Here is a 20,932-nt window from a genome sequence, read left to right as displayed (position 1 = left end):
CGCCGAGGCGATGGGCGGCACCCTCACCCCCGAGGGCACTTCGGGAGGCGGATTGACCAATGGGTGCGGGAACACAGGGTCCGCCTGGCAGACGTGTCGTGGGATTTCTTCCACGACGAGAACACGACGAGGACGAGCCCTACTGCCTGAGCATCTCCGCTCGACGACCCACCACACGGCCCCCAGCCCGGGGCCGTCCAGCACACCTCGGCCGGCGATCACCGGCTTGATGCCCCGCTTCCACAGCAGGCAGTTCGCGATGTCCCGCGACGGTGGCCGGGAACACGCCGGTGCCGATCACTGCGCCCAGGGAGAGCACAGCAATCCGCTGGCCGGTGTGCGGCGGGGACACGGCGGTTCAGCCGGGAACGATCAGGTCGATCCCGTAGTCCGCGACCGCGAGGCACGCGGCGAAGCACAGCACGGCCGTAACAACCGCCACCTTCTGGTGTCCGCCCCGGGATACGTCGGGGGCGGGCTCCTCGTGTCCTGCGCGGGCCCACGCGGCCAGGCCGAGCGCGAACATCACGACGACCACCACGGTAAGATCCCGAGGCTGACACCGAAGACCCCGGCCAGAGCGCCCCCGTCGATGTCCATCCCGCGTCCCCTTCCTCGACGACGGCCCGCCTGGTCGGGCCGGCTCAGGCGGCTGACCTGACGGTGAACTCCGCAGCGCTCGCCGGGACCTCGTTGACGTTCTCGGGGCTCACCGGACGGCGGCGCGAGAGCACGTAGAAGCCCGCGGCGGCGGCCAGGGCGACGCCGGCCACCAGGGCCACACCCAGGGCGCCCCGGCCTGCCACCCATGCCGCCACGCCTCCCACGACGGCTGCGGCCGGCAGGGTGAGCAGCCACGACACCGCGATCCGGCCGGCGACTCCCCAGCGCACCTGTGCCAGCTTGCGGCCCAGGCCGGCGCCGAGGATGCTGCCCGTGCACACCTGGGTGGTCGACAGTGCGAACCCCATGTGCGACGAGGCGAGGATCACCGCGGTGGCGCTGGTCTCGGCGGCGAAGCCCTGCGGGGCCTGGATGTCGGTCAGCCCCTTGCCCATGGTCCGGATGATGCGCCAGCCGCCCGCGTACGTCCCCAGGGGGATCCCAGGCCCGCGCTCAGCACCACCCACCACGGCGGCCCCGCGCCGTGGTCGAGTACCCCGCCCGCGATGAGCGCGAGCGTGCTGACGCCCATCGTCTTCTGGGCGTCCATCACGGCCAGGAGCAGGAAGGAGACAGATGCCATCCCGGTCCTCCAGGTCGCGGCGGACCGGCCGCGCGGGCCCACCGGGCCATGCGGACCAAGCGTGCGAAGGGCAGTTCATCTCCACGCTAAGTGCGGCTCCGGACCGCCGCCAATGCGACGGTGTGGGTCGGTCACCGGGGGCGCATGACGGCCGCCGGGAATCTTCCCGGGGCCAGGCGTAGCGTGGAGTGACGGATCCAGTGGATCCAGATCTGAACTGAGAGGGGTGCGCTGCGGCGAGCGGTCTGATCACGGTCCCTACGAGGCGCACGAACCCAGCCGCACTGAGGTGATCACCTAAGTGAGTAGGCGATGGCTTGGAGGGGGCCCGACGACGCCGATCACAGCCTGAACGCCGGCGAGGATGCCGGCACCAGCCTCGCTTTTGTCCGGGGCACCCGCCCAATCCCCCGGGTGCTGAGAGACGAAAGGCCACTCATGCCTCGATCGATGCGCGCGCTCGTCGCCGTAGAGGCCGGCGAGCCCACCGATGTCCTTCGGCTGGAATCCCGGCCTGTCCCCACACCGAAAACCGGTGAGGCGCTGATCCGTGTGAAGGCGACTCCGATTCACGCCAGTGATCTGCACGTGCTACGCGGCCGCTACGGTTTCTCCCTCGAATTTCCCGCTGTCGGGGGCCACATGGAATGCGTGGGCCATATCACGGCCCTGGGCCCGGACACCGAGGGACTGAAGGTCGGCCAGCGTGTTGTGGCCGCCGCGGTCCCGGCGGTACCCGGGCCTCCAGTGGCCGGCACCTGGCAGGAATACCTCATTGCCGACACGCGAAGGCTCCTGCCCGTCCCCGACGATCTGAGCGACTCCAGCGCCTGCCAACTCGCCGTCAATCCGTTGACCGCTCTGCTCCTCGTGACGCACGAACTCGACGTACAGCCGGGCGAATGGCTGTTGCAAACGGCCGCGGGCTCCACCGTCGGCCGGCTCGTCATTCAGCTGTCCAGGCATCTGGGTATTCACACGATCAATGTCGTACGGCGCCGCGATGCCGTCGAGGAGATCAAGGCGCTGGGTGGCGACGAGGTCATTTGCACTGAGGACGAGGACCTGTTGCCGCGTGTGGCCGAAATAGCGGGGCCGGTCGGCGTACGAAAGGCCATCGACTGTGTCGCGGGCCCCGTGGGTGCCCAGGTATCCCAGGCATTGGCTCCGGGAGGGGAGGTCGTCGTCTACGGCGCGCTCTCCACCCATCGGCAGACCGACCCGGCAGCGCTGACGATCCCACTGCAGGCACGCTCGGTCATCTACGAGACCAAAGCAGTCCGAGGCTTCTGGCTGAACCGCTGGTTCGGCACCGCCTCACCCGAGGACGCGCTGCGCGCGCTGTCCCAGGTTCGCGGTCTCGTCACCGGTGGTGTGCTGACCATCCCCCAGGGCCAGCCGTTCCCGCTCGAACGCTTCACTGAAGCCGTCTCGCTCGCCGAAGCACCCGCACACGGCACCAAACCACTCTTCGTCTTCGAAGACGGCCGGGACGAACGTGACGGGTAGGAAGCGGCCCTGTCGGTGCGTCGGCGATGCGGCCGCGGGCCCCGGTGGCTCGTGCCAGGGCCACCGGGCGAACGTGGCCAAGCCCGATGAAGCCCCGTCGTTCGGCCCGGTCAGCGCCCGCACTGGTGCATGTCCTGCCGCAACCATTCCCACAGTCAGAAGAAGCCCGGACGGGACCGCGACGCCACAGCACAGGAGGAGTCATGACTTCTGAACCGCCTGGGGGGCACAGCGCCGGCGGCCTGCCGCTGCTCGGGCAGACCCTCGTCGTCATCGGCGGGAGCGCGGGCATCGGGCTGGCGACCGCACGGCTCGCCCGTAAACAGGGCGCCTCCGTGGTCCTCACCGGACGGGACCCGGAACGTCTGCGCACCGCGGCCGAGGAAGCCGACGCGCTCAGCACCGCGGCCTTCGACGCCCACGATGCGCCGCAGCTGGAGCGGTTCTTCCAGCAGTTGCCAGGGCCGATCGACCACGTGATGGTCACCGCGGGAGGCCCGTCCTACGGCCGCCTTCTGGACATGGACGCCGAGCAGGCACGCCGGGCGATCAGCGACCACATGGTGCTCGCACTGGAGGTCGCGCGCCACTGTGCCGACGCCGTACGGCCGGGCGGCACGCTGCTGCTCCTGGGCGGCACGGGAGCCCGCCGGGTCCGGGCCGCTCTGGGTGTCGCCCCCGCGGTCACCGCCGCTATGCCCGCGTTCACGGCCAGTCTCGCACTCGAGCTCGCGCCGGTCCGGGTGAACCTGATCGCCGCCGGCTTCGTGGACACGCCGTTGTCGGCCCGGCTGCTCGGCGACGCGCTCGACGCCCGTCGCGAGGAGCTGCGCGCCGCGCTGCCGATCGGCCGGGTAGTCGTACCCGACGACGTGGCGGCGCTCGCGGTGCACATCATGACCAACACCGCACTCACGGGTGCGACCTACGACATCGACGGAGGCCAGCAACTCGTCGCCTGAGCCACACATCGATGGCGATCATTTGCCGAGCGTCGCGGCCGGCATTTGCCGAGCGTCGCAGCCGGCATTTGCCGAGCGTCGCGGCCGGCCGGGGTCGTGTGCTCCGGCCTTCCTGCTCGTGCGTGGCCCACTTCCCGGAGAAGCACGTTGACTCCAACGTCCTCCCACGCGTGGCTACCTCAGACAGGGCTGCCCTACCGTGCGAGCCACTGCGTCAGCGACCCGAATTCGTATCCTCACGCGGGACGGACGCAGCCCGGTCTCCGGGCCGAGAGACACAGCCGACGGTGACGGCCAGGGTGCGCAGGACGGTCGTGCCGGCGAACACGACCGAGGAGACCGGCCGTCCCAGCCATCGCGTCAGATCGCCTCGCAGCTCGGGATCGACCTCGACGGTCACCCGGATGTATCTGCTCTGCAGCGTGGTGACATTGGCGGACCGGGGTGACGAGTCGTCCTGCCCGCGCCGCAACGCAGCACGGTAGCTCTCCTTGCGCTGGCTCATACCTCATCCTGACGCTTGATCAGTTCCTCTGCGAAGTCCATGTATGCCGAGCCCTTGGCCTGGACCGGGTTCCCGAAGGACTGGGCGTACAGGTCGAGCCGAGCGATCTGGGTGTCCAGCACCTCGAAACCCCGCTCGGTGAGTGCCTCGCGAGCGTCCGCATCGGGCCCGGTGCGCGTGGCATCGGGTCGGTTGGTGCGATTGAGCAGGACCGCCGTGCGAGCCGGCTCGGCACGCAGGGACTGCACGTCCGCCATCTCGCCGAGGATGGGCGCCATCCGGTCCAGTTCGATGGGGGCCGGGGTCACGGGCACGATCCACTCACCGGCGTACCTCATGATGCTGCGGGCGATGCGGGGATGGTCCTCCAGCTGAGGCGCATCGAGCACGACGGCCTGCCGGTTGCCGAGGAAATCGTTCACGCGGCGGTGGACGTCCCCCACCGGCAGGGCGATCACCGGAAACGGAAAGCCACCGGCCAGCTCGCTCCAGCGCAGCGCGGAGGCGGCCGGGTCACCGTCGACCAGTAGCGGCGACAGTCCCGACTCATGCAGCGCGTGGGCCAGCCACACCGCACTCGTCGTCTTCCCGACGCCCGGCTTGAGGTTCACAAAAGCACAGCTCAACGACACAAGAACCGACAATAAGGGGCACAATCGCTCCTTCTCGGTCGGCGCGAGGGCGTGGCTTCGTGGTTCACCCGCAAGCAGTGAGAAACGAACGTCGGACGCCCCGTGGCGGTCGCGGCCGACCACGTGCACCACCGGTGGTATCTCGTCGGCGGTATCTCGTCGGAATGATTGCAGACGCCGCGGACGCCATCAGATGGCTCCGTCTCAGTCCGGGATGGCGAGCCAGACGGGATTGCCAGCGAGCACGACTCGGTATCTGGAACCAGCCCCTCACCGAGACACGAAGGAAGGTGGACACGGTCTTCGCCGCGTTCACCCAGTGCGCCGCAGCCCGGCGCAGCGAGGGTGCTGCACGCGTCCACGCCGGCTCTGGTGGACGAGGACTGAACCCTCCCTCCGGCCCCCGGCGCGGGTGCCGGACGCCGCCCACGGGGGCATCATGGGAACGTGATGGAGCTGTTCCCACCGATGCCGCTGATGGAGTGGCGGGATACCAAGGAGACGCTGCACCGCTTCGCGCAGATCGTCGGCAAGATCCGTCTGGCGGCGAGCGCCCGGCGCAACCACTGGTGGAACGTCCCGTTCCATGTCACGGGGCGTGGCATCACCACGCGTCCGATGGGTATGGTCGACGGGAACCCGATCTTCACGATCGACTTCGACTTCGTCGACCACCGGCTCATCGTCGCGACGCTGGACGGCGAAAAGCGGTCCTTCCCACTGCTGGGCCAGTCCGTCGCGTCCTTCCACGACGCGACCCTGGCCGCTCTGGCCGCGCTGGGCGTCCGCGTGAACATCGCCATTCCCAGGCCCTTCGACCTACCCGACGCCGGCCGGCCGTTCGCTCAGGACACCGAGCACGCGACCTACGATCCCGTGGCCGCCAACCGCTACTGGCGGGTCCTGAGCCAGGTGGCGTCCGTGCTGGAGGAGTTCGCGGCGGGCTACTCGGGAAAGAGCAGTCCGGTGCACCACTTCTGGCATACCTTCGACATCGCTCACAGCCGGTTCTCCGGGCGACAGGTCGACCAGCCCCGGGAGGCCGACCCCGTCACCCGGGAGGCGTACTCCCAGGAAGTGATCAGCTTCGGCTTCTGGTTCGGCGACGACACCTTCACCGAGCCCGCCTTCTACTCCTACACCGCCCCTGAGCCCGCCGACCTGGTCGCCGAGCCGCTCAGCCCCGCGTCCGCCCAATGGGTCCCGCGCGGCAAGAGCCACCTGGCAGTGCTGCGCTACGACGCGGCCCGCGTCGAGACCGATCCCCGTGCCGCGGTCCTCACCTTCTACGAAAGCGCCTACCGGGCCGGGGCCGGACGCGCCGGATGGGACATCGCGGCGCTCGCGTGCCCCGGAGGCATCACGGACCCGGTCCGGCAGATCTGATCCCGGACCAAAAAGCCCAACGACGGAAACGACGGAAACGACGGAAAGTCCAACGATTCGGTCCATCGCCCGCCATGCACTCCACACAAACGCAGCCTTCTCCGCTGGGAGTGACGGTCGGATCGATACCTGGGATCGGGTCGTGTGGCATGAGGGATGCCTCCCTGACGAGGCGCCGTCGTCAGGTGCCGGTGCCGGTGCCGGTGCGCGCCAGGATGCCTTTGAGCAGCCCCGTGGCCTGGCCCACCTCGATGAGGTAGCCGTCCGGATCGCGCATATAGCAGCGCAGCTCGGCACGGCGGTCGATGGGCGGGGTGAGGAACTCGACTCCCTTGGCGCGGGCCGCCGCGTAGAACCCGTGGATGTCCGCCACCCGTACGTTCAGGAAGCTGGAGACCGTGTGGGGGTCCTCCGGTGTGCGCAGGACGACATCGGGTTTGTCGTCGGTGAGCCCGCCGCCTGGGTTCATGATGATCCAGCTGTTGGCGACCTTGACGATGCAGGGGTTCTCAGCCAGCACCACCCTTCCACCCAGTACGTCGGCGTAGAACGCCCGCGAGCGAGGGACATCGCTGACCGTGAGGAAGTGCGTGAGCACCAGGCCCTCGGCCGGTGCAGGAAGGTCGTCGGCTGGGGCACCGGCAGACGTGACGTCGGACATATGTCGAGCGTATGGCGCGCATGGCCGTGCGGCATTCTCAGCCGGTGCGCGACTTCACCTGGGAAGTGCCTCCGGCCGTTACGGGAACAAGGACCTCGCAATCCTCATCCTCGCTGGTCAGAGCACTTCCTGATGGCTGATCACGTACTGGACACCGAGCCGCGCGAAAACCGGAGGCCAGTAGGGCTTTGCGGGTCGAGCCTGCTGCCGTACCTGAGCCGTGGCCGAACGGCAAGAAGTGATAGCAGCGGAGGAGACCCGCGCGCCCCAGGCAGCGTGGCCTACCGCGACGGCGACCAGATCCGCGTCGTCACACTCTCGCCCGAGTCTGAACCCTCCTGTCCGCCTCCTGTCCGCCTACCTCTCGGGCAGGCGGCGTGCCTTCACCCAGCTGGCCCGCCCCGACGACCCGGGGTATTCGCCAGGCGTACGGCATCCGCGAGCTCGCTGGACAGCGAGGTGTGGCCGGTCCTCCTGCGCCTGGTTGCCGACACCCGCCTGGGATCGTCAGGCATAGCCCCCAGGGGGAACAGATCATTGATCTGGCACACCAGGCGCTGATCCGCCAGTGGCCGCGCCTGCACGGCTGGCTGGTGGGCGGGAGACGGGCCGGGACCGAAGCGGTCTGCTGCGGGGAGCGCCGCTGGCCCCGGCCTGGGAGTGGCTCGCCTGTCGCCCCCGCTCTCGGGTCTCACTTCTTCGCGCAGAGAGCCTGGTCGATGAGCCGCTCCGTACGCCCGTCGCGGTCCTCCAGGGCGAGGTTCGTGGAGCGCAGAACGATCGCGCCCCGCTTGCCCTTGTCGGTGAAGCCGTTGACGTTGAGGTGGCCCAGGGTGGTTCCGCCGTGGCCCCAGTAGCCGCCGCCGCAGCTCAGCTCACGCCAGAAGATCCCGAGCCCCGCCCGCTCCTTCGTCCCCGACGCACCGGCAGGGACGGGGACCGTGCGCTGCATCTCCGCCAGTTGGTCCCGCTTCAGCAACTCCCCTCCGAGCAGCGCCTGCCAGAAGCGCGCCAGATCGTTCGAGGTGGTGATGAGGTCTCCGGCCGACCTGCCCCAGGACATGTTCACCTCGGTGGCTTCGACCAGCGCCCCGGCCGGCTTGTACTGCATGTAGGCATTGGCGTGCGGCTGGGGCAGGCGGGGGTCGTCACCCGGGGAGAAGGTGTGCCGCAGCTGGAGCGGCTCGATGATCCGGTCGTGGACCTCCTCGCTCCACGGCCGTCCGGTCACCTTCTCGATGATCATGCCGGCGAGGATGTAGCCGGTGTTGGAGTAGGAGAAGCTGCGGCCTGGCTCGCCGACCGGACGGTCCTGCAGGGCCATGGCGACCAGCTGGCGCTGCGTGTACCGGTCGAAGCGGTGCTCCTGGAACTGCTCCTCGCCGGAGAGGACCGGCAGGTGGGGGATGTAGTCGGGAAGCCCGCTGGTGTGCTGGAGCAACTGCCGAACGGTGATCTTCCGACCATCGTTGCCGTTGCCCCGCACCAGGCCCGGCAGGTGCTCCTCGACGGTGTCGTCCAGTCGCATCCGCCCCTCACCGACGAGCTGGAGCACGACGGTCGAGACAAACGTCCTGGTGTTGCTGCCCATCCGGAAGTAGCCCTGCTCCGGCATCGGCCGGTCGGTGCCGCGCTCGGCGGTGCCGCTGCTCAGGGAGGTCCGCTGCTTCCCGTCCACCAGTGTGGCCTGGGCGCCCACCACACCTTCGGTGCGGACGATCTCGTCGAGTGCCTTCTGGGTCACGGCCCGCTCGGAGCCACCGGCCGGACGCTGCGACTGGGGCTGGGGCTGGGCCCAGGCCGCAGCACCCGGCGCCGCCAGAGCCGCTGTGAGGACGGCCACCGTCACGGTGCCCAGGGCGACGCCCCGGCGCGGAGCGCCGGAGCGGGGGCGGGCGGCGGGAGCGGAGGTACGTATGCGCGTCATGCTGAGGGCCTTACGTCGATGGGTACGATCCGGGGCGCACAATGGCCGGGGCTCCGGCGGGAGTTGTCCCGCCGGAGCCGCGCCCCAAGATCATTCATCCACGACCTGGCCAGTCCGGCCCATGGTGCCCACACCCAGACCGGGCATGCAGTCAACGCCACCGCCGGGGTGGGGTAAACCCGAGATCCCAGCAGGTGGTGCCGGAGGCGCCGTCGCGGCCTCAGGGGGTGGGCGGCGCCGGCACGGTGACCGGGAGGCGCTGGCGGCAATCGTGTTCGTGACCACTGCGGCACCACCTACCGCATCGCACGCAAAGGAATCGAGACCTCGCAGCGGCTGGGGCGTCACCGTTGGAGCATCCAAAACGGACCATGGCGTGGCTCGCCGACTGCTGGCGCCTGCACCGACGTTAAGGAGCGAAAGGCCGAGCAAGTCCTCGCACTCACCAGCATCGCCTGCACGCTGCTGCCGCCTGCGTCGATGCACAACATCGCTGGGAGGCGGACACGAAGTGCGCGGCGTACCGGTTGATCCAGAGGGCATCGGTGCTGGGTGCAGACCTCCTGCCGGTGAGCTGCGCACCTGCGCGACCCGCAGGTCATCCGCACAGTCAGTCGGTGGCCAGGGCGACGATCTGCGCCCGTGACCGCAAGCCTGCCTTCGTGCGGATGTGGCCGATGTGGGTGGCCACGGTCCGGACACTCAGGTGCAACTCGGTGGCGATCTCACGGTTCGTCAGGCCCTGGGCGACCAGGCGGGCAACGGCCCGCTCCCGGTCGGTGAGCACCGAGGCCGCAGTCGGCGCCCCTGTCGGGCTTCCGTGCCCGTTCGGGCACTCGGCCGCAAGGTAGGCGCCGATTTCCTCGACCGGCACGGCTGCCCCCTCGGCCCCGGCCGCCTTGGCGCGCTCCGGTCCGAGCGCGGTCTGGGCCTGCCCCACTGCAGCGTCCAGGTGCGCAGTCCACCAGGGGTCGGCCAGATTTCCGACCCGGTCCCGCGCGTTGCGTGCCGCCGCGGCCAGCGTGACGGCCCGCTCGGGTCGGCCGCGTCGGTGGGCCAGCAGGGCGAACGTCTCGGCCAGCATGCCGGACTGCTCGATGGACAACTCCAGTGCGCACAGCTCGCGCAGCAGTTCTTGTGCGCGGTCCAACCGACCGGTCAGCAGGGCGGTGACGGCGGCTGTGTGCTGGGCGGAAGCCGCGTTGGAGGCCATCGTGGGCCCCCCGGCGCGCAGGACCGGCAGCGCGGACTCGATACGTTCCACCGCCGTAGCCAGATCGCCGCGACTGAGCGCGAACCAGGCCAACTCCGCCTCAAAACCCGCAGCTTCACCGCGAAAGCCCCGCGCGCGGGCCACCTCCATGCCCTTGACCAGATCCAGGTGCGCCCCCTCGAACTCGCCCAGGCCCTGCCGGGCCTGGGAGCGCTGTCGGTAGGCTTCCAGCACCTGTCCGGGTGCCTCGGCCACCAGGGCCAACTCCAGCGCCTGTCCCGCCAGCTCCTCCGACAGCCGATAGTCCCCCTGGTCGCACGCCAGCAAGGCACGGGAACGCAACAGGCACGCCCGGTGAATGATGTCGCTGTCCAATGTGTCGGGGTGGGCGGCCAGCAGCTCGATCCGCCGTCCCTGGAAGCCGCGCCAGTTCCAGTAGGAAGCCAAGAGTGCGGTCAGCACGGTCGTGCGGGGGTCGAGCCGGTCGCGGGCCCAGTCCAGGGCGGCGGTGACGTTGGCATGGTCGGCATGCAGGCGCTCGCGCACCAACGTGACCCAGTTCATGTGCTGCGCGAGGTGCGCGGTCAAGCCACAGGCCCAGTCGGTGAGCCGGTCATACGCCATGTCCTCCGCGCCTGCCGCCCTCAACTGCTCAAGAGCGTAAAGGCGAATGCTTTCCAACAGCCGCAGCCTCCCGGCCACACCACCGGCGGCCCCAGGCGCGCCGGAGCCGGCGGTACGCTCACGGCTGATCAGCGACTTGGCGAAGAGCGCGGAGACCACATCCAACGCCTCCCCCTCCGGCAGACCGGGGCCTGCGCACACGGCCGCAGCGGTGTCCAGGTCGAAGGTCGCCGGCAGGACCGCCAGCCGGCGCAGTGCCGCCTGCTCCCGTTCCTCCAGCAGGCGGTAGCTCCACTCGACCGTCGCCCGCAGGCTGCGCTGCCGGTCCGATGCGGTGCGTGGAGCCGAGGTCAGCAGGGCGAACCGGTCGACCAGGCGATCGCGGATCTCCTCCACCGGCAGCATGCGCACCCGGCGCGCCGCGAGCTCGATGGCCAGCGGCAGGCCGTCCAACCGGACGCAGATCTCCTGCACGATCGGGCAATTGACCGCCGTAAGCGCGAAGCCCGGATCGCTCTCAGCGGCGCGCTCGGCGAACAGGCGCACCGCCTCCGACTGCGTACCCGCCGCTGCCGCGCCCGGTTCCGCTACTCCCCCGTCCTGCTCACCGGCCACGGGCAGGGACAGGCCCTGCAGTGGGTAAAGCACCTCGCCCGGTACCGCGAGGGCCTCGCGACTGGTCGCCACCATGCGCAGCTGAGGGCAGCGGGCCAGCAGGTCCACCGCCAGCCGGGCGCAGGCCGCGGCCAGGTGCTCACAATTGTCCATAAGCAGCAGGACGTTGCGGTCCGCCAGCCGCGCGGGCACCGACTCGACCAGCGGCCGTCCGTCATCGTCGGCCAGGTCCAACGCGGTCGCCACCTGGTCGAGGGGGTCAGCCTGCGGCGTGAGCGCGGCGAGCTCGACCAGGTACACGCCATCGGGGAAGCGGGCGTCGAGCTCCTCGCGCAGTTCCAGAACCAGCCGGGTCTTGCCTGAACCGCCCGGCCCCAGCACGGTCACCAGCCGGTGCGCGGCCACGGACTGGGCCAGGTCCGCCAGTTCGCGCTCCCGCCCGACGAACCGATCCAGCCTCACAGTGGCCGCCGTCGCCCCCGTATCCCCCACTTATTACTCCCACGCCGTCGGACTCCGCCCGCGCTCACACCCTATGTCGGCGGCCGTACTCCACGGCGAACGCCGCCACCAGCTGAGACGGTGCGACGCCCAACACGGCCCCCCGGACGGCCAGTTCAAGGGACGGTCGGTCACCCACTCACTTCTCGACGCCAGGGGCGCCGATGCCGTCGATGCCCGACATGCGGCGCGCCCTCAGCCGCCGAGCGACCTCCGCGGGTCCGACCCCTCGGCGAACAGGCCGGCAGCCTCCCGACGTACTGCCTCGCGGCGCTGACGTGCCTTCGCCGTCAGCCCTCCCCTGTCCACCCTCCCCCTCCGCATATCGCATGCCGGACGGTCTACCGCGACAGGTAACCGCCCGTCCTCGACACAGCACCGACGTCGACGCTTTTGGGGTGATTGATCTATCACCCCAAACTGCCGACGTCAGGAGCGACGCACACTGCCTGCACAACCCGCAGAACGTAGGGCCAGCTGTCTTCAGCCGCAGGCCGCGTTCATGACCTGGCCACCGCAGCCACGGGCCCGCACCCACGGCACCCACCACGAGGTCCTCGGCCCCGCCCCCGAGGTCCCCCCGGTAGCTCAAGCCCATCGAGCGCCGCATCAACGTGGCCTGACGACCGGCCAAGTTCAACCGCACTGCCCCGGCCGCGTCAGAGAGTGCGCGGACCGATGACGTCCGCTCGGCATACCGACTGCACAAAGCGGCAAGAGGCGCTTCTCCCCAGACTGCACAAACCTGCAAGGGGGCGCCACTCCCCCACCCAGCTCTGCGTGAATTACGGATGTGGTCACCGCTACCCGCCAGCTTGGATGAACGCGATGTCAAGCACGCGATCGCTCCTCGAACGTTCCGCGCCAGCGTCCCTGCCGTGCCGCGAACCGTTTTCACAGCCAGGAAGAAAGCCATGGACTACAGACCACGTCTTAGCCGAGTGCGGCACGCCAAGTGGCTCCCGCCCTCCTGGTTCCCCAAGGCGAAGCTGGCTGGCATCCCGCTGTCGAATTGGACCCGCGAGCGGATCGGCGCTAATGCCTGCTCCCCGGCCCCGTGCCAAGCCAACTCTCAATACCGTCCAGTCTCGACGCGGACCAGCACCTCTGGCGCGGCCATGCTCTTTCTCCGCAGAGTGACCGGTTGCAGCTGACCAGTAGTTGAGTGACCAGTTGATGACCGGCTCAGGCCGCGGGGCCTGCGATTGACCGGCAGGGCGGCGGGGCGGCAGGGCGGCTCTTGCAGCACTGGCTCAGCGGCCCCCCGGAGTCCGCGTCGCGGCCTAGGGCCCACGATCACATCGGCTATGACCATTACGGCGTCAGGGATTTGGCAGGACTTATCGAGGACGACGACCTTGACGTCGATCATCATTACTGGTGGATTGTCGATCATTAATCAACAACGGAGATTCCCCTCAAGTGACACGTATTGCCATCGTACTCGGAACCCGATCCGACGCCATTAAGCTTGCACCAGTGATCTGGGAGATCTCCAAACGAAACGAACTACAAGAGGTCATTATCTCAACCGGCCAGCACAAGGAAATGCTGGATCAGATGTTGAGATGCTTTGAGATCGCACCGAATGTCGATGTCTCTGCAATGCGTAATGGGCAGTCGCTTACAGAACTGACCAGCAAGATGGTGCACCGGCTCGGAAAAGAAATACAAGCATGCGGAGCGGATCTCGTAGCCGTACACGGAGACACCGCAACGGCATTCTGTGGTGCGCTTGCGGCGTTCTATGCACAGAAGCCGATCGTACACATTGAGGCAGGGCTACGCTCCGGAAGTATAGGTAGCCCATTCCCCGAAGAAGCGCATCGTCGATTCATCGACATGGTCGCAGACATTCACTTCTGCTCCACTGATGGAAACCGACGGAATCTACTTCGCGAAGGGATCTCCGAAAAGGGGATCTTTGTCACAGGTAATACTGTGATCGATTCCCTGAACTGGGCACGTGGCAGGGGTAGTGATCTCCCAAGCGTATCCCGCGAGCGACCTTACCGAGCCCTGGTCACGGTGCATCGCCGCGAGAATCATGGGCTCACACTGCACAACATTGCGGCGGCGATTCGACGCATTGCCGCGCGGGGAGATATAGAAGTCGTTCTACCCCTGCACCTCAACCCGGCGGTAAGGGAGACACTGCTCGGGACACTGTCTGAAGTGCCGGGGGTGATCATGTGCGATCCCATGAATTACCCTGACTTTATCAGCCTGCTCGAGTCTTGCACCATGGTCCTGACTGATTCTGGTGGATTGCAGGAAGAGGCCGCCACCCTGGGCAAACCCGTACTCGTGCTGAATCGGACGACTGAAAGGCCCGAGGCGATGAGCGAGGGCTCGACATGGATCGTCGGGACCGATATCGAGCACATATCTTCAATGGTCGATGAGATCATCAAAAAGACCCCGGCGTCTGACGCGATTCCCGTCGTCGCACGAAACCTGTTCGGGGACGGGCAGGCCTCCAAACGCATAGCCGACATACTCACCGAGAGAATCGGGGCGTGAAATTCATAGCGTTCTTGATGTGCGCTCCATCAGGGCGCGGGCCGGCGCTTGGCTGGCCATGACCCGAGCAGAACGCATCTTACTTGACTAACCGTCAGATGCTCAGCAAGGTTTTCCCACCCGGAAGGACTCAAGAGTGAGTACCCCATCATCCCACGTGGCATCAACCGGAGATGGTGCTGAGATTTATTACGAAAGCCATGGGGTTGGACAGGCGATCCTGAGTATCGGTGGAGTTGGTGCGGGGGTGTCCACATTCAGCACAATTGCACCGCTGATCAGCGAGGAGTTCAAATTCATCACGTACGATCGCCGCGGAACATACCGGAGTACAGGCGCCCGCGACCGCAGTTTGAAAATGGCGGAGCAGAGTACAGATATTATAGCTGTCCAGCGTGCCGCCGGAGTGTCATCTTCGGTTATTTTCGCGAGTTGCGGTGGGGCATCCATAGCGTTCGATCTGGTCTCGCGATTCCCCTCATCAGTGGATGCATTGGTAGTACATGAGCCACTCACCCTCAGTGTACTGCCTGACGCTGCAGAGCAGATTGCATTTTTCAGGCGGCTCCGTGAGACTAATTCTGAAGAAGGACCCGTGCCAGCAATGCGTATGTTCATGGAGCGCCACGACCTGGAAATAACACCGGCATTTCGAGCTCTGACTGAAAGATCTGGCGACAGTTCCTTTCGCAATGAAGTAATGCCAATGGCTGAATTCGTTCCGGATTATGAGGCTATTCGTGCGAGCGGAGTCCCTTTGATGATGGCGGTTGGAGAGGTGAGCCGCGCCGGCGGTTATGGGTTTGCGCGAACGGTACCCCTACTGGCCGAAAAATTTTCCTGCGAAACGGCTATTTTCCCTGGAGGTCATATTTTTCATGACCAACCTGAGCCATTTTCAGCTGCATTGAGGGCCGCTGTGCGTAAGGCACTAGAAGGGCAGGAAAGCAAGTGCGGCGCTGTCGGCTACTACTCCGGTCAGAAATCGTGGGCTGAACCGGCAGGCCCCCGAACAACGGCTTCAAGGACTACAACACCTTTCATTTCGACGGCGTCGGCCTCTCTTGGGAGGTAGAGGACGCCGTGATCAAGGCGGGGCAGGAAGTGTTCACCGGTCTGCCGGCCGAGATGGAGATCCGCAACGAGACCCGTGTGCATCTCCGGTATGAGCAGAAGTTCGGGGCGCCCTGGGCGCGGATCGAGCCCTTGCTGCCGGACCGGACGCCGAAGCGGGGAGACGCTGGCGTTGTGCGGGCCCACCAGCATGCGGCCGGGGGCCGCAAAAAGAGGCCTCGGCCAAAGAGCCGGCCGATCACGCCATCGGCCGGTCCCGCGGCGGACTGAGCACGAAGATCCACCTCGCTGCGGACGCCTGCTGCCGGCCCCTCGCCCTCGTGCTCACCGCCGGGCAGGCCGGTGACGTACCCGCTTTCACGGATGTGATGGCCTGCCTGCACGTTCTCGCCGCCGCGGGAGGCCGCGGACTCGGCCGGATGTGGTTCTGGCCGACACGGCGTATTCCTCCCGCGCGATCCGCGACCACCTGCATCGAGGCCCTTTCGAGCGGGATCGTGCCCTGTGCGCTTTGCCGCCCGGACCGCGAACTGCAGCTGCAGCTGCAGCTGCTCGACTGACCCTCGGGAATGCCCGCGGGGCCGCCGGGCCAGGACTCGTTCTCGGGGAGTGTGGTCCTGCGGCGGGTTGTTGCTTGCCGATCGCTGGCTCCGGATTCTGCGGTTCGGGCGGGACCAGGCGGAGCTGACGGCCAGGTCCTACGACGGCGGGGCCGCGCTATAACTCCGGTGGCGCCAGGCGACGGGGCGACGGGGCGACGGGGCCAGGCGACGGGGCGGCGGTGGCCGGAGGCCGGGCGCGTATCTCGGCTCATGACAGCGGTTGTTCACGGGGTTGGGAGGCAGGCACCCGGATTCATGGATGTGTGCTGTTCACGAGTGCGAGTTGGGGAGGCCCCCGTCAAGGTTCAAGGCGGGTTTGAAGGTTGTCCGCCCGTCGGCCCTGGTCCGGCGATCAGAAGTGGGGAAAAGTCTCCGGGATCGGTTCAACGAAACACTTGAAGTCATGAATGCCCGAAACATCGAACCGCCCAGGGCGGAGTCTGCCTTCAAGAGCTGCGACGAAGAGGGAGGAACTGCCGCTGCGCAACGGCGGTGGGGGACGCTGTTGGCGGTGAGCGCGGCCCAGCTCCTCGTGGTCCTGGACGGGACGATCGTGAATGTCTCGCTGCCCTCCGCGCAGAGCGCGCTCGGCATGTCCGACGCAAGTCGGCAATGGGCGATCACCGCGTATGCCCTGGCTTTCGGTGGACTGCTGCTGATCGGCGGCAGGGTCAGCGGCGTACTCGGCCATCGGCGCACGTTTCTCATCGGCCTGGTCGGCTTCTCCGCCGCGTCCGCGCTGGGCGGGGCCGCCGTGAACCCCGAGATGCTCTTCGGGTCCCGGGCCCTGCAAGGTGTCTTCGCCGCCGCGCTCGCGCCTGCCGGGTTGTCGCTGTTGAGTACCACGTTCACCGAACCGCACGAACGCGGTCGGGCGTTCGGGGTGTTCGCCGCGGTCGGCGCCACCGGATCGGCCCTCGGCCTGGTCGCAGGGGGCTTTTGACCGAGTACGCCAGCTGGCGGTGGTGCCTGTTCATCAACGTCCCGGTCGCCCTGCTCGCCGTGCTCGGCACGACATTGGTGCCATCGGACCGCCCCGTCCCCGGCGACGGAAGGCTCGACGCTGCGGGCGCACTGCTCAGCGCGACGGGCTTCGCCGCTGTGGTGTATGCCTTCAACGAAGCCGAACCGCTCGGCTGGGGTTCACCGAAGGTGCTGACACTGCTGGCCGGTGGTGTCCTGCTGCTGGCCGCGTTCGCCGCCGTCGAGGTGCGCGCTCCCCGCCCGCTGCTGCCGATGCGCGTACTTGTGCACCGTCTCCGTGCCGGTGCGCTCCTCTCGATCAGCCTGATGTTCGTCGCGATGTTCGGCTTCTACCTGTTCATGAGCTACTACACACAGACCGTCCTGGGCTACTCACCGGTCCAGGCGGGCCTGACCCTGCTCATCAACGCCCTGGCCGCCTTGCTCGGCTCCACCCTCATCGCCGGGAAACCGCACGGACGGGTCGCGCCCGCGGTGCTGGTCCTGCCGGGCCTGCTCGCCGCGGCCGCCGGGATGCTCATCCTGACCCGCTTGACACCGCAGAGCACGCACGTCCTGCCGCTGTACCTGGCGCCCGCCCTGGTACTCACCGGGCTCGGTCTCGGCTGCGTCATGCCCCCGACCGCCAGCCTGGCCACCGCGGACATGGACGGACAGGACATCGGAGCCGCATCGGCCGCCTACAACGCCTCCTAGCAACTAGGAGCCGCACTCGGCACCGCACTGCTCAACACCCTCGCGGCCGGCGCCACGGCTTCATACCTGGCGTCAGCACCTCACGCCACGCCGGGTGCGGCATCCGTCCACGGCTACACCACTGCCCTGGAAGTCGCCTTCGGCATCCTCGTCGCCGCCGCGTGCCTCACCGCACCGCTGACCACGACCCGCACCGCACGACAAACCAGGAAGGAGGCTTGAGTCGCGGTTGAGCCGCCTCGACCGGCCCCGTGCCACACTCGGCCCATGCTCCACAGGCGTGCTGATCAATCGCTGATCGAACGGACAAAGCAAATTCGCAGGGGCCTCACGGGGACCCCGCTGATTCCCCTGGCGGACGAGCAGTGCGACATCGTCGCCAAGCTGGAATTCTGCAATCCCGCCGGAAGTACCAAGGACCGTTCGGCACTGTGGATTCTGGAACAGGCAATCGGTCGCGGGGAGATAGCGCACGACACCACCGTGGTCGAGTCGTCGTCCGGCAATTTCGCGCTGGCCCTGGCTTTCTACTGCCATCTGCTCGGCATCTCGTTCTTTCCGGTCATCGATCCGCACTGCAACGAGGCCACCGAGGCCCAACTCCGGCTGCTGTGCGGGCGGGTGGAGAAGGTATCCATCCGTGATTCGGCGGGCAGCTACCTGAAGACCCGGCTGTCCCGGGTGCAGGAACTGCTGGTCGAACTCGACTCGGCCTATTGGCCCAATCAGTACGCCAATCCGGATGCCCGCGACGCGCATTACCGCTTCACCGGGGGCGAATTGATCGCGCAGGCCGGCCCGCTCGACTACCTCTTCGTCGGCGTGGGCACGGGCGGCACGATCGCCGGGCTCTCCCACCGGATCAAGGAAACGTACCCGGGCTGCGTGGTCGTCGCTGTCGACACCGAAGGCTCGGTGATCTTCGGAGGCCCGCCGAAGAAGCGGCGGATCCCCGGCATCGGCTCCAGCATCGTGCCGCCGCTGTGCGGTCAGGCGCTGATCGACCAGGTCGAGATCGTCTCCGAAGCGCGCGCCGTCGAAGCCTGCGGCGCGCTGGTCACCAAGTACGGCTTGTACGCGGGTGGTTCGACCGGCAGTACCTATGCCGCCGTCCAGGACTACTTCGCCCGTCACCGTCCCGGCGCACACCGTCCCCGGGTCGCCTTCATCGCCGCCGACCGCGGCCATGCCTACGCCCGGACCGTCTACGACCCCACGTGGGCACAGCAGCTGCGCGCGGAAGCGGTACAGCCCGCCGGCGTCGAAGCCCTGGCCGTCAACTGAAGGAGAACCAGCACGTGTCCACCCTGGCCCCGCCGCCGATGACCGTGATCGGCGCGGGCGACGTCGCCGCCGAGACGGACCGTCACCGTCCGCAGCTCATCGAGGTCGTCCGTGCCGCCTACCTCGCGCACGACGCCGGACAGAGCTCGAACCCGCACAGCTCGTTCCTGCGCTTCCCGCACCAGAACCGGTCGCGCATCATCTCCCTGCCCGCCTATCTGGGCGGCGAGTTCGAGGTCGCCGGCAACAAGTGGATCGCCAGCTTTCCGGACAACACACAGCACGGAATCCCCCGCGCCTCGGCCACGCTGATCCTCAACGACTGCGTCACCGGCTACCCGTTCGCCTGCATGGAGTCCTCGATCGTCTCGGCGACGCGGACCGCGGCCTCCGCGGTGCTCGGCGCGCAGACGCTGCTCGGCGCGCGCCGTGCCCGCCGGGTCGGCATCGTGGGCACGGGTCTGATCGCCCAGCACGTATGGCGGTTCCTGCGGGATCTCGACTGGGAGATCGACGGCTTCCGGCTCTTCGACCTCGACCCGGCGGCGGCGGGCCGCTTCGGCGCCGTCATGGCCGAGCACACCGGGGCCGAGATCGTGGTCGCCGACGCGGTGGAGGACGCGTTCACCGACTGCGACCTGGTGGTGCTGACCACCGTGGCCGGCGAACCGCACCTGCACGACCCCCGGCTGCTGGCCCACAACCCGGTGGTCCTGCACCTGTCCCTGCGCGACCTCGCCCCCGAGATGATCCTCGCCGCCCAGAACTTCACCGACGACGTCGACCACGCCGTACGCGAGCGCACCTCGCTGCACCTGACCGAACAGCGCACCGGCAACCGGGACTTCATCGACGGCACCCTCGGCGACCTGCTGCGCGGGCGGCTGCGCCGGGACCACGGCCGCCCGGTGATCTTCTCGCCCTTCGGACTCGGCGTGCTCGACCTCGCCGTCGGCAAGTGGGTGCACGACCGGGTCGTCGCCGCGGGCCGGGGCCGCCGCGAGAGCGACTTCTTCACCGGGGTGGGGGTCTGACGCATGAGCGCCTCACCCGCCCCGCGCCCCGCCGGGGACCGGTACGTCGTCGTGGTGAACCACGAGGAGCAGTACTCGGTCTGGTTCGCCGACCGTGCCCTGCCCGCCGGCTGGACCGCCACCGGCGCGCAGGGCAGCCGCCAGGAGTGCCTGGACCACATCGAGCAGGTGTGGACCGACCTGACCCCGCGCTCCGTGCGAGCGTCCCGATGACGGCCGCTGGCCTCGCAGCGGTCTGGCTGCGCGGGCTCGGCAGCCGTGACCTCACCGCGGAGCGGCGCCTGTTCGTCTTCCCGCACGCCGGAGCCGGCGCCTCCGCCTACCGGCTCGCGGCCTACCTGCCGGACACCGTCGAAGTCTGTACGGTCCAGTTGCCCGGCCGGGAGACCCGGTTCGCCGAACCGGCCCTGACGTCCCTGGACGAGGCCGTGGCCGCACTCGCGCCGCTCATCGCGGACCACACGGACCTGCCGTACGCCTTCTTCGGGCACAGCATGGGCTCCCTGATCGCCTTCGAGACGGCCCGGCGGCTCCGTGCGCTCGGCATGTGCCTACCTGACCGACTGTTCCTGTCGGGCATGCGCGCCCCCGGCCTGCCGGACCGCGACCCGCGGCACACGCTGCCCGACGACAAGCTGCTCGCCACCGCCGAATTCGACGGCGTGGACGCCGAGTTGCAGGAGCTGTTGCTGCCGCTGCTGCGCGCGGACCTGACGCTCTGCGAGACGTACACGCACCGGGCCGAGGCACCCCTGCCCTGCCCTCTGACCGTGCTTGCCGGCTCGGACGACGACAGCGTCGACGCGACGGAGCTCGCCGACTGGCGCAAGCACACCTCGGCCGACTTCGCACTGCACCTGTTCCCGGGCGCCCCCCACCTGTATGTCCGTGGCGCGGAACGACAGCTGGCGGAGACGATCACGCGCACGTTCCCCGCACGGGGCTGAGAAAGGA

General features: G+C 68.1%; 15 protein-coding genes and 6 pseudogenes. 13 read left to right on the top strand and 8 right to left on the bottom strand.

From position 1 onward, the window contains the following. Positions 1-156: 156 nt before the first annotated feature. From ACFV1J_RS02465 to ACFV1J_RS02455, 3 genes and pseudogenes are all read right to left on the bottom strand, one after another. Positions 157-249 (bottom strand): annotated as a pseudogene (locus ACFV1J_RS02465) (IS5/IS1182 family transposase); the annotation flags it as partial. 109 nt (positions 250-358) lie between these two features. Then, positions 359-541 carry a hypothetical protein gene (locus ACFV1J_RS02460; protein WP_385855319.1) on the bottom strand — a complete coding sequence of 61 codons (183 nt, stop codon included), beginning with the start codon at positions 539-541 and terminating at the stop codon, positions 359-361. Positions 542-644: 103 nt separating this feature from the next. Next, positions 645-1,246, bottom strand: a pseudogene (locus tag ACFV1J_RS02455) (anion permease); the annotation flags it as partial. Between the two features lie 450 nt (positions 1,247-1,696). Between ACFV1J_RS02455 and ACFV1J_RS02450 the strand changes: the two are divergent. Continuing rightward, a complete protein-coding gene (locus ACFV1J_RS02450) occupies positions 1,697-2,755 on the top strand; it encodes a zinc-dependent alcohol dehydrogenase family protein (RefSeq protein WP_385855318.1) in 1,059 nt (352 codons plus the stop codon). 203 nt (positions 2,756-2,958) lie between these two features. Further along, positions 2,959-3,717, top strand: a complete 759-nt coding sequence (locus ACFV1J_RS02445) for an SDR family oxidoreductase (RefSeq protein ID WP_385855317.1) — start codon at positions 2,959-2,961, stop codon at positions 3,715-3,717. A gap of 214 nt (positions 3,718-3,931) precedes the next feature. On the opposite strand, the gene ACFV1J_RS02440 is transcribed toward ACFV1J_RS02445, so the two are convergent. Further along, positions 3,932-4,222 (bottom strand): hypothetical protein, encoded by a 291-nt coding sequence (locus tag ACFV1J_RS02440; protein ID WP_385855316.1) that lies wholly within the window; start codon positions 4,220-4,222, stop codon positions 3,932-3,934. After that, entirely contained in the window at positions 4,219-4,986 is a 768-nt protein-coding gene (locus tag ACFV1J_RS02435; RefSeq protein WP_385855315.1) for an AAA family ATPase, read from the bottom strand. Before ACFV1J_RS02435 ends, ACFV1J_RS02440 begins: the two co-directional genes overlap by 4 nt. A gap of 318 nt (positions 4,987-5,304) precedes the next feature. Between ACFV1J_RS02435 and ACFV1J_RS02430 the strand changes: the two genes are divergently transcribed. Then, positions 5,305-6,240 carry a DUF5996 family protein gene (locus ACFV1J_RS02430; RefSeq protein WP_385855435.1) on the top strand — a complete coding sequence of 312 codons (936 nt, stop codon included), beginning with the start codon at positions 5,305-5,307 and terminating at the stop codon, positions 6,238-6,240. Between the two features lie 181 nt (positions 6,241-6,421). Here the strand turns inward: ACFV1J_RS02430 and ACFV1J_RS02425 are convergent, their stop codons facing one another. Further along, entirely contained in the window at positions 6,422-6,901 is a 480-nt protein-coding gene (locus ACFV1J_RS02425) for a VOC family protein (RefSeq protein ID WP_385855314.1), read from the bottom strand. A 691-nt stretch (positions 6,902-7,592) separates the two neighbouring features. Then, complete coding sequence (locus tag ACFV1J_RS02420; protein WP_385855313.1) at positions 7,593-8,828, bottom strand: serine hydrolase domain-containing protein; 1,236 nt, start codon at positions 8,826-8,828, stop codon at positions 7,593-7,595. Between the two features lie 194 nt (positions 8,829-9,022). Here ACFV1J_RS02420 and ACFV1J_RS02415 point away from each other — a divergent pair. Beyond that, positions 9,023-9,117 (top strand): annotated as a pseudogene (locus ACFV1J_RS02415) (IS5/IS1182 family transposase); the annotation flags it as partial. Between the two features lie 321 nt (positions 9,118-9,438). On the opposite strand, the gene ACFV1J_RS02410 reads toward ACFV1J_RS02415, so the two are convergent. Then, positions 9,439-11,742 carry an ATP-binding protein gene (locus ACFV1J_RS02410; protein ID WP_385855312.1) on the bottom strand — a complete coding sequence of 768 codons (2,304 nt, stop codon included), beginning with the start codon at positions 11,740-11,742 and terminating at the stop codon, positions 9,439-9,441. A gap of 1,419 nt (positions 11,743-13,161) precedes the next feature. Between ACFV1J_RS02410 and wecB the strand changes: the two genes are divergently transcribed. The 9 genes and pseudogenes from wecB to ACFV1J_RS02365 all read left to right on the top strand — a co-directional run bounded on the left by wecB (position 13,162) and on the right by ACFV1J_RS02365 (position 20,925). Beyond that, positions 13,162-14,304, top strand: coding sequence for a non-hydrolyzing UDP-N-acetylglucosamine 2-epimerase (wecB, locus tag ACFV1J_RS02405; protein WP_385855311.1), 1,143 nt, complete (start codon positions 13,162-13,164; stop codon positions 14,302-14,304). 136 nt (positions 14,305-14,440) lie between these two features. After that, the gene (locus ACFV1J_RS02400) at positions 14,441-15,379 is read left to right on the top strand and encodes an alpha/beta fold hydrolase (RefSeq protein WP_385855310.1); all 939 of its coding nucleotides are present in this window, start codon (positions 14,441-14,443) and stop codon (positions 15,377-15,379) included. Then, positions 15,361-15,429: pseudogene (locus ACFV1J_RS02395) on the top strand (hypothetical protein); the annotation flags it as partial. The gene ACFV1J_RS02400 and the pseudogene ACFV1J_RS02395, both read left to right, overlap by 19 nt. 111 nt (positions 15,430-15,540) lie before the next feature. Further along, a pseudogene (locus tag ACFV1J_RS02390) lies at positions 15,541-15,731 on the top strand (IS5/IS1182 family transposase); the annotation flags it as partial. Between the two features lie 652 nt (positions 15,732-16,383). Continuing rightward, positions 16,384-17,882: pseudogene (locus ACFV1J_RS02385) on the top strand (MFS transporter). 45 nt (positions 17,883-17,927) lie between these two features. Beyond that, positions 17,928-18,944: a 2,3-diaminopropionate biosynthesis protein SbnA gene (gene sbnA, locus ACFV1J_RS02380; RefSeq protein ID WP_385855309.1), complete on the top strand. Its 1,017-nt coding sequence runs from the start codon at positions 17,928-17,930 to the stop codon at positions 18,942-18,944. Positions 18,945-18,982: 38 nt separating this feature from the next. Beyond that, positions 18,983-19,978, top strand: coding sequence for a 2,3-diaminopropionate biosynthesis protein SbnB (gene sbnB, locus ACFV1J_RS02375; RefSeq protein ID WP_385855434.1), 996 nt, complete (start codon positions 18,983-18,985; stop codon positions 19,976-19,978). A 3-nt stretch (positions 19,979-19,981) separates the two neighbouring features. Beyond that, complete coding sequence (locus ACFV1J_RS02370; protein ID WP_385855308.1) at positions 19,982-20,191, top strand: MbtH family protein; 210 nt, start codon at positions 19,982-19,984, stop codon at positions 20,189-20,191. After that, complete coding sequence (locus tag ACFV1J_RS02365) at positions 20,188-20,925, top strand: thioesterase II family protein (protein WP_385855307.1); 738 nt, start codon at positions 20,188-20,190, stop codon at positions 20,923-20,925. Before ACFV1J_RS02370 ends, ACFV1J_RS02365 begins: the two co-directional genes overlap by 4 nt. The last annotated feature ends 7 nt before the right edge of the window (positions 20,926-20,932 follow it).

Source organism: Streptomyces sp. NPDC059649, assembly GCF_042734445.1.
Lineage (GTDB): Bacteria > Actinomycetota > Actinomycetes > Streptomycetales > Streptomycetaceae > Streptomyces.
Note: the sequence above shows the minus strand (reverse complement) of the source record. Positions and strands in the feature narration are given on the sequence as shown.

What these genes read in the sequence shown, in the direction of transcription:
- ACFV1J_RS02425 (WP_385855314.1), bottom strand. Translation starts at nt 6,901, where the DNA reads ATGTCCGACGTCACGTCTGCCGGTGCCCCAGCCGACGACCTTCCTGCA.
- ACFV1J_RS02370 (WP_385855308.1), top strand. Translation starts at nt 19,982, where the DNA reads ATGAGCGCCTCACCCGCCCCGCGCCCCGCCGGGGACCGGTACGTCGTC.
- ACFV1J_RS02420 (WP_385855313.1), bottom strand. Translation starts at nt 8,828, where the DNA reads ATGACGCGCATACGTACCTCCGCTCCCGCCGCCCGCCCCCGCTCCGGC.
- ACFV1J_RS02440 (WP_385855316.1), bottom strand. Translation starts at nt 4,222, where the DNA reads ATGAGCCAGCGCAAGGAGAGCTACCGTGCTGCGTTGCGGCGCGGGCAG.
- ACFV1J_RS02365 (WP_385855307.1), top strand. Translation starts at nt 20,188, where the DNA reads ATGACGGCCGCTGGCCTCGCAGCGGTCTGGCTGCGCGGGCTCGGCAGC.
- ACFV1J_RS02430 (WP_385855435.1), top strand. Translation starts at nt 5,305, where the DNA reads ATGGAGCTGTTCCCACCGATGCCGCTGATGGAGTGGCGGGATACCAAG.
- sbnA (WP_385855309.1), top strand. Translation starts at nt 17,928, where the DNA reads ATGCTCCACAGGCGTGCTGATCAATCGCTGATCGAACGGACAAAGCAA.
- ACFV1J_RS02445 (WP_385855317.1), top strand. Translation starts at nt 2,959, where the DNA reads ATGACTTCTGAACCGCCTGGGGGGCACAGCGCCGGCGGCCTGCCGCTG.
- sbnB (WP_385855434.1), top strand. Translation starts at nt 18,983, where the DNA reads ATGACCGTGATCGGCGCGGGCGACGTCGCCGCCGAGACGGACCGTCAC.
- ACFV1J_RS02450 (WP_385855318.1), top strand. Translation starts at nt 1,697, where the DNA reads ATGCGCGCGCTCGTCGCCGTAGAGGCCGGCGAGCCCACCGATGTCCTT.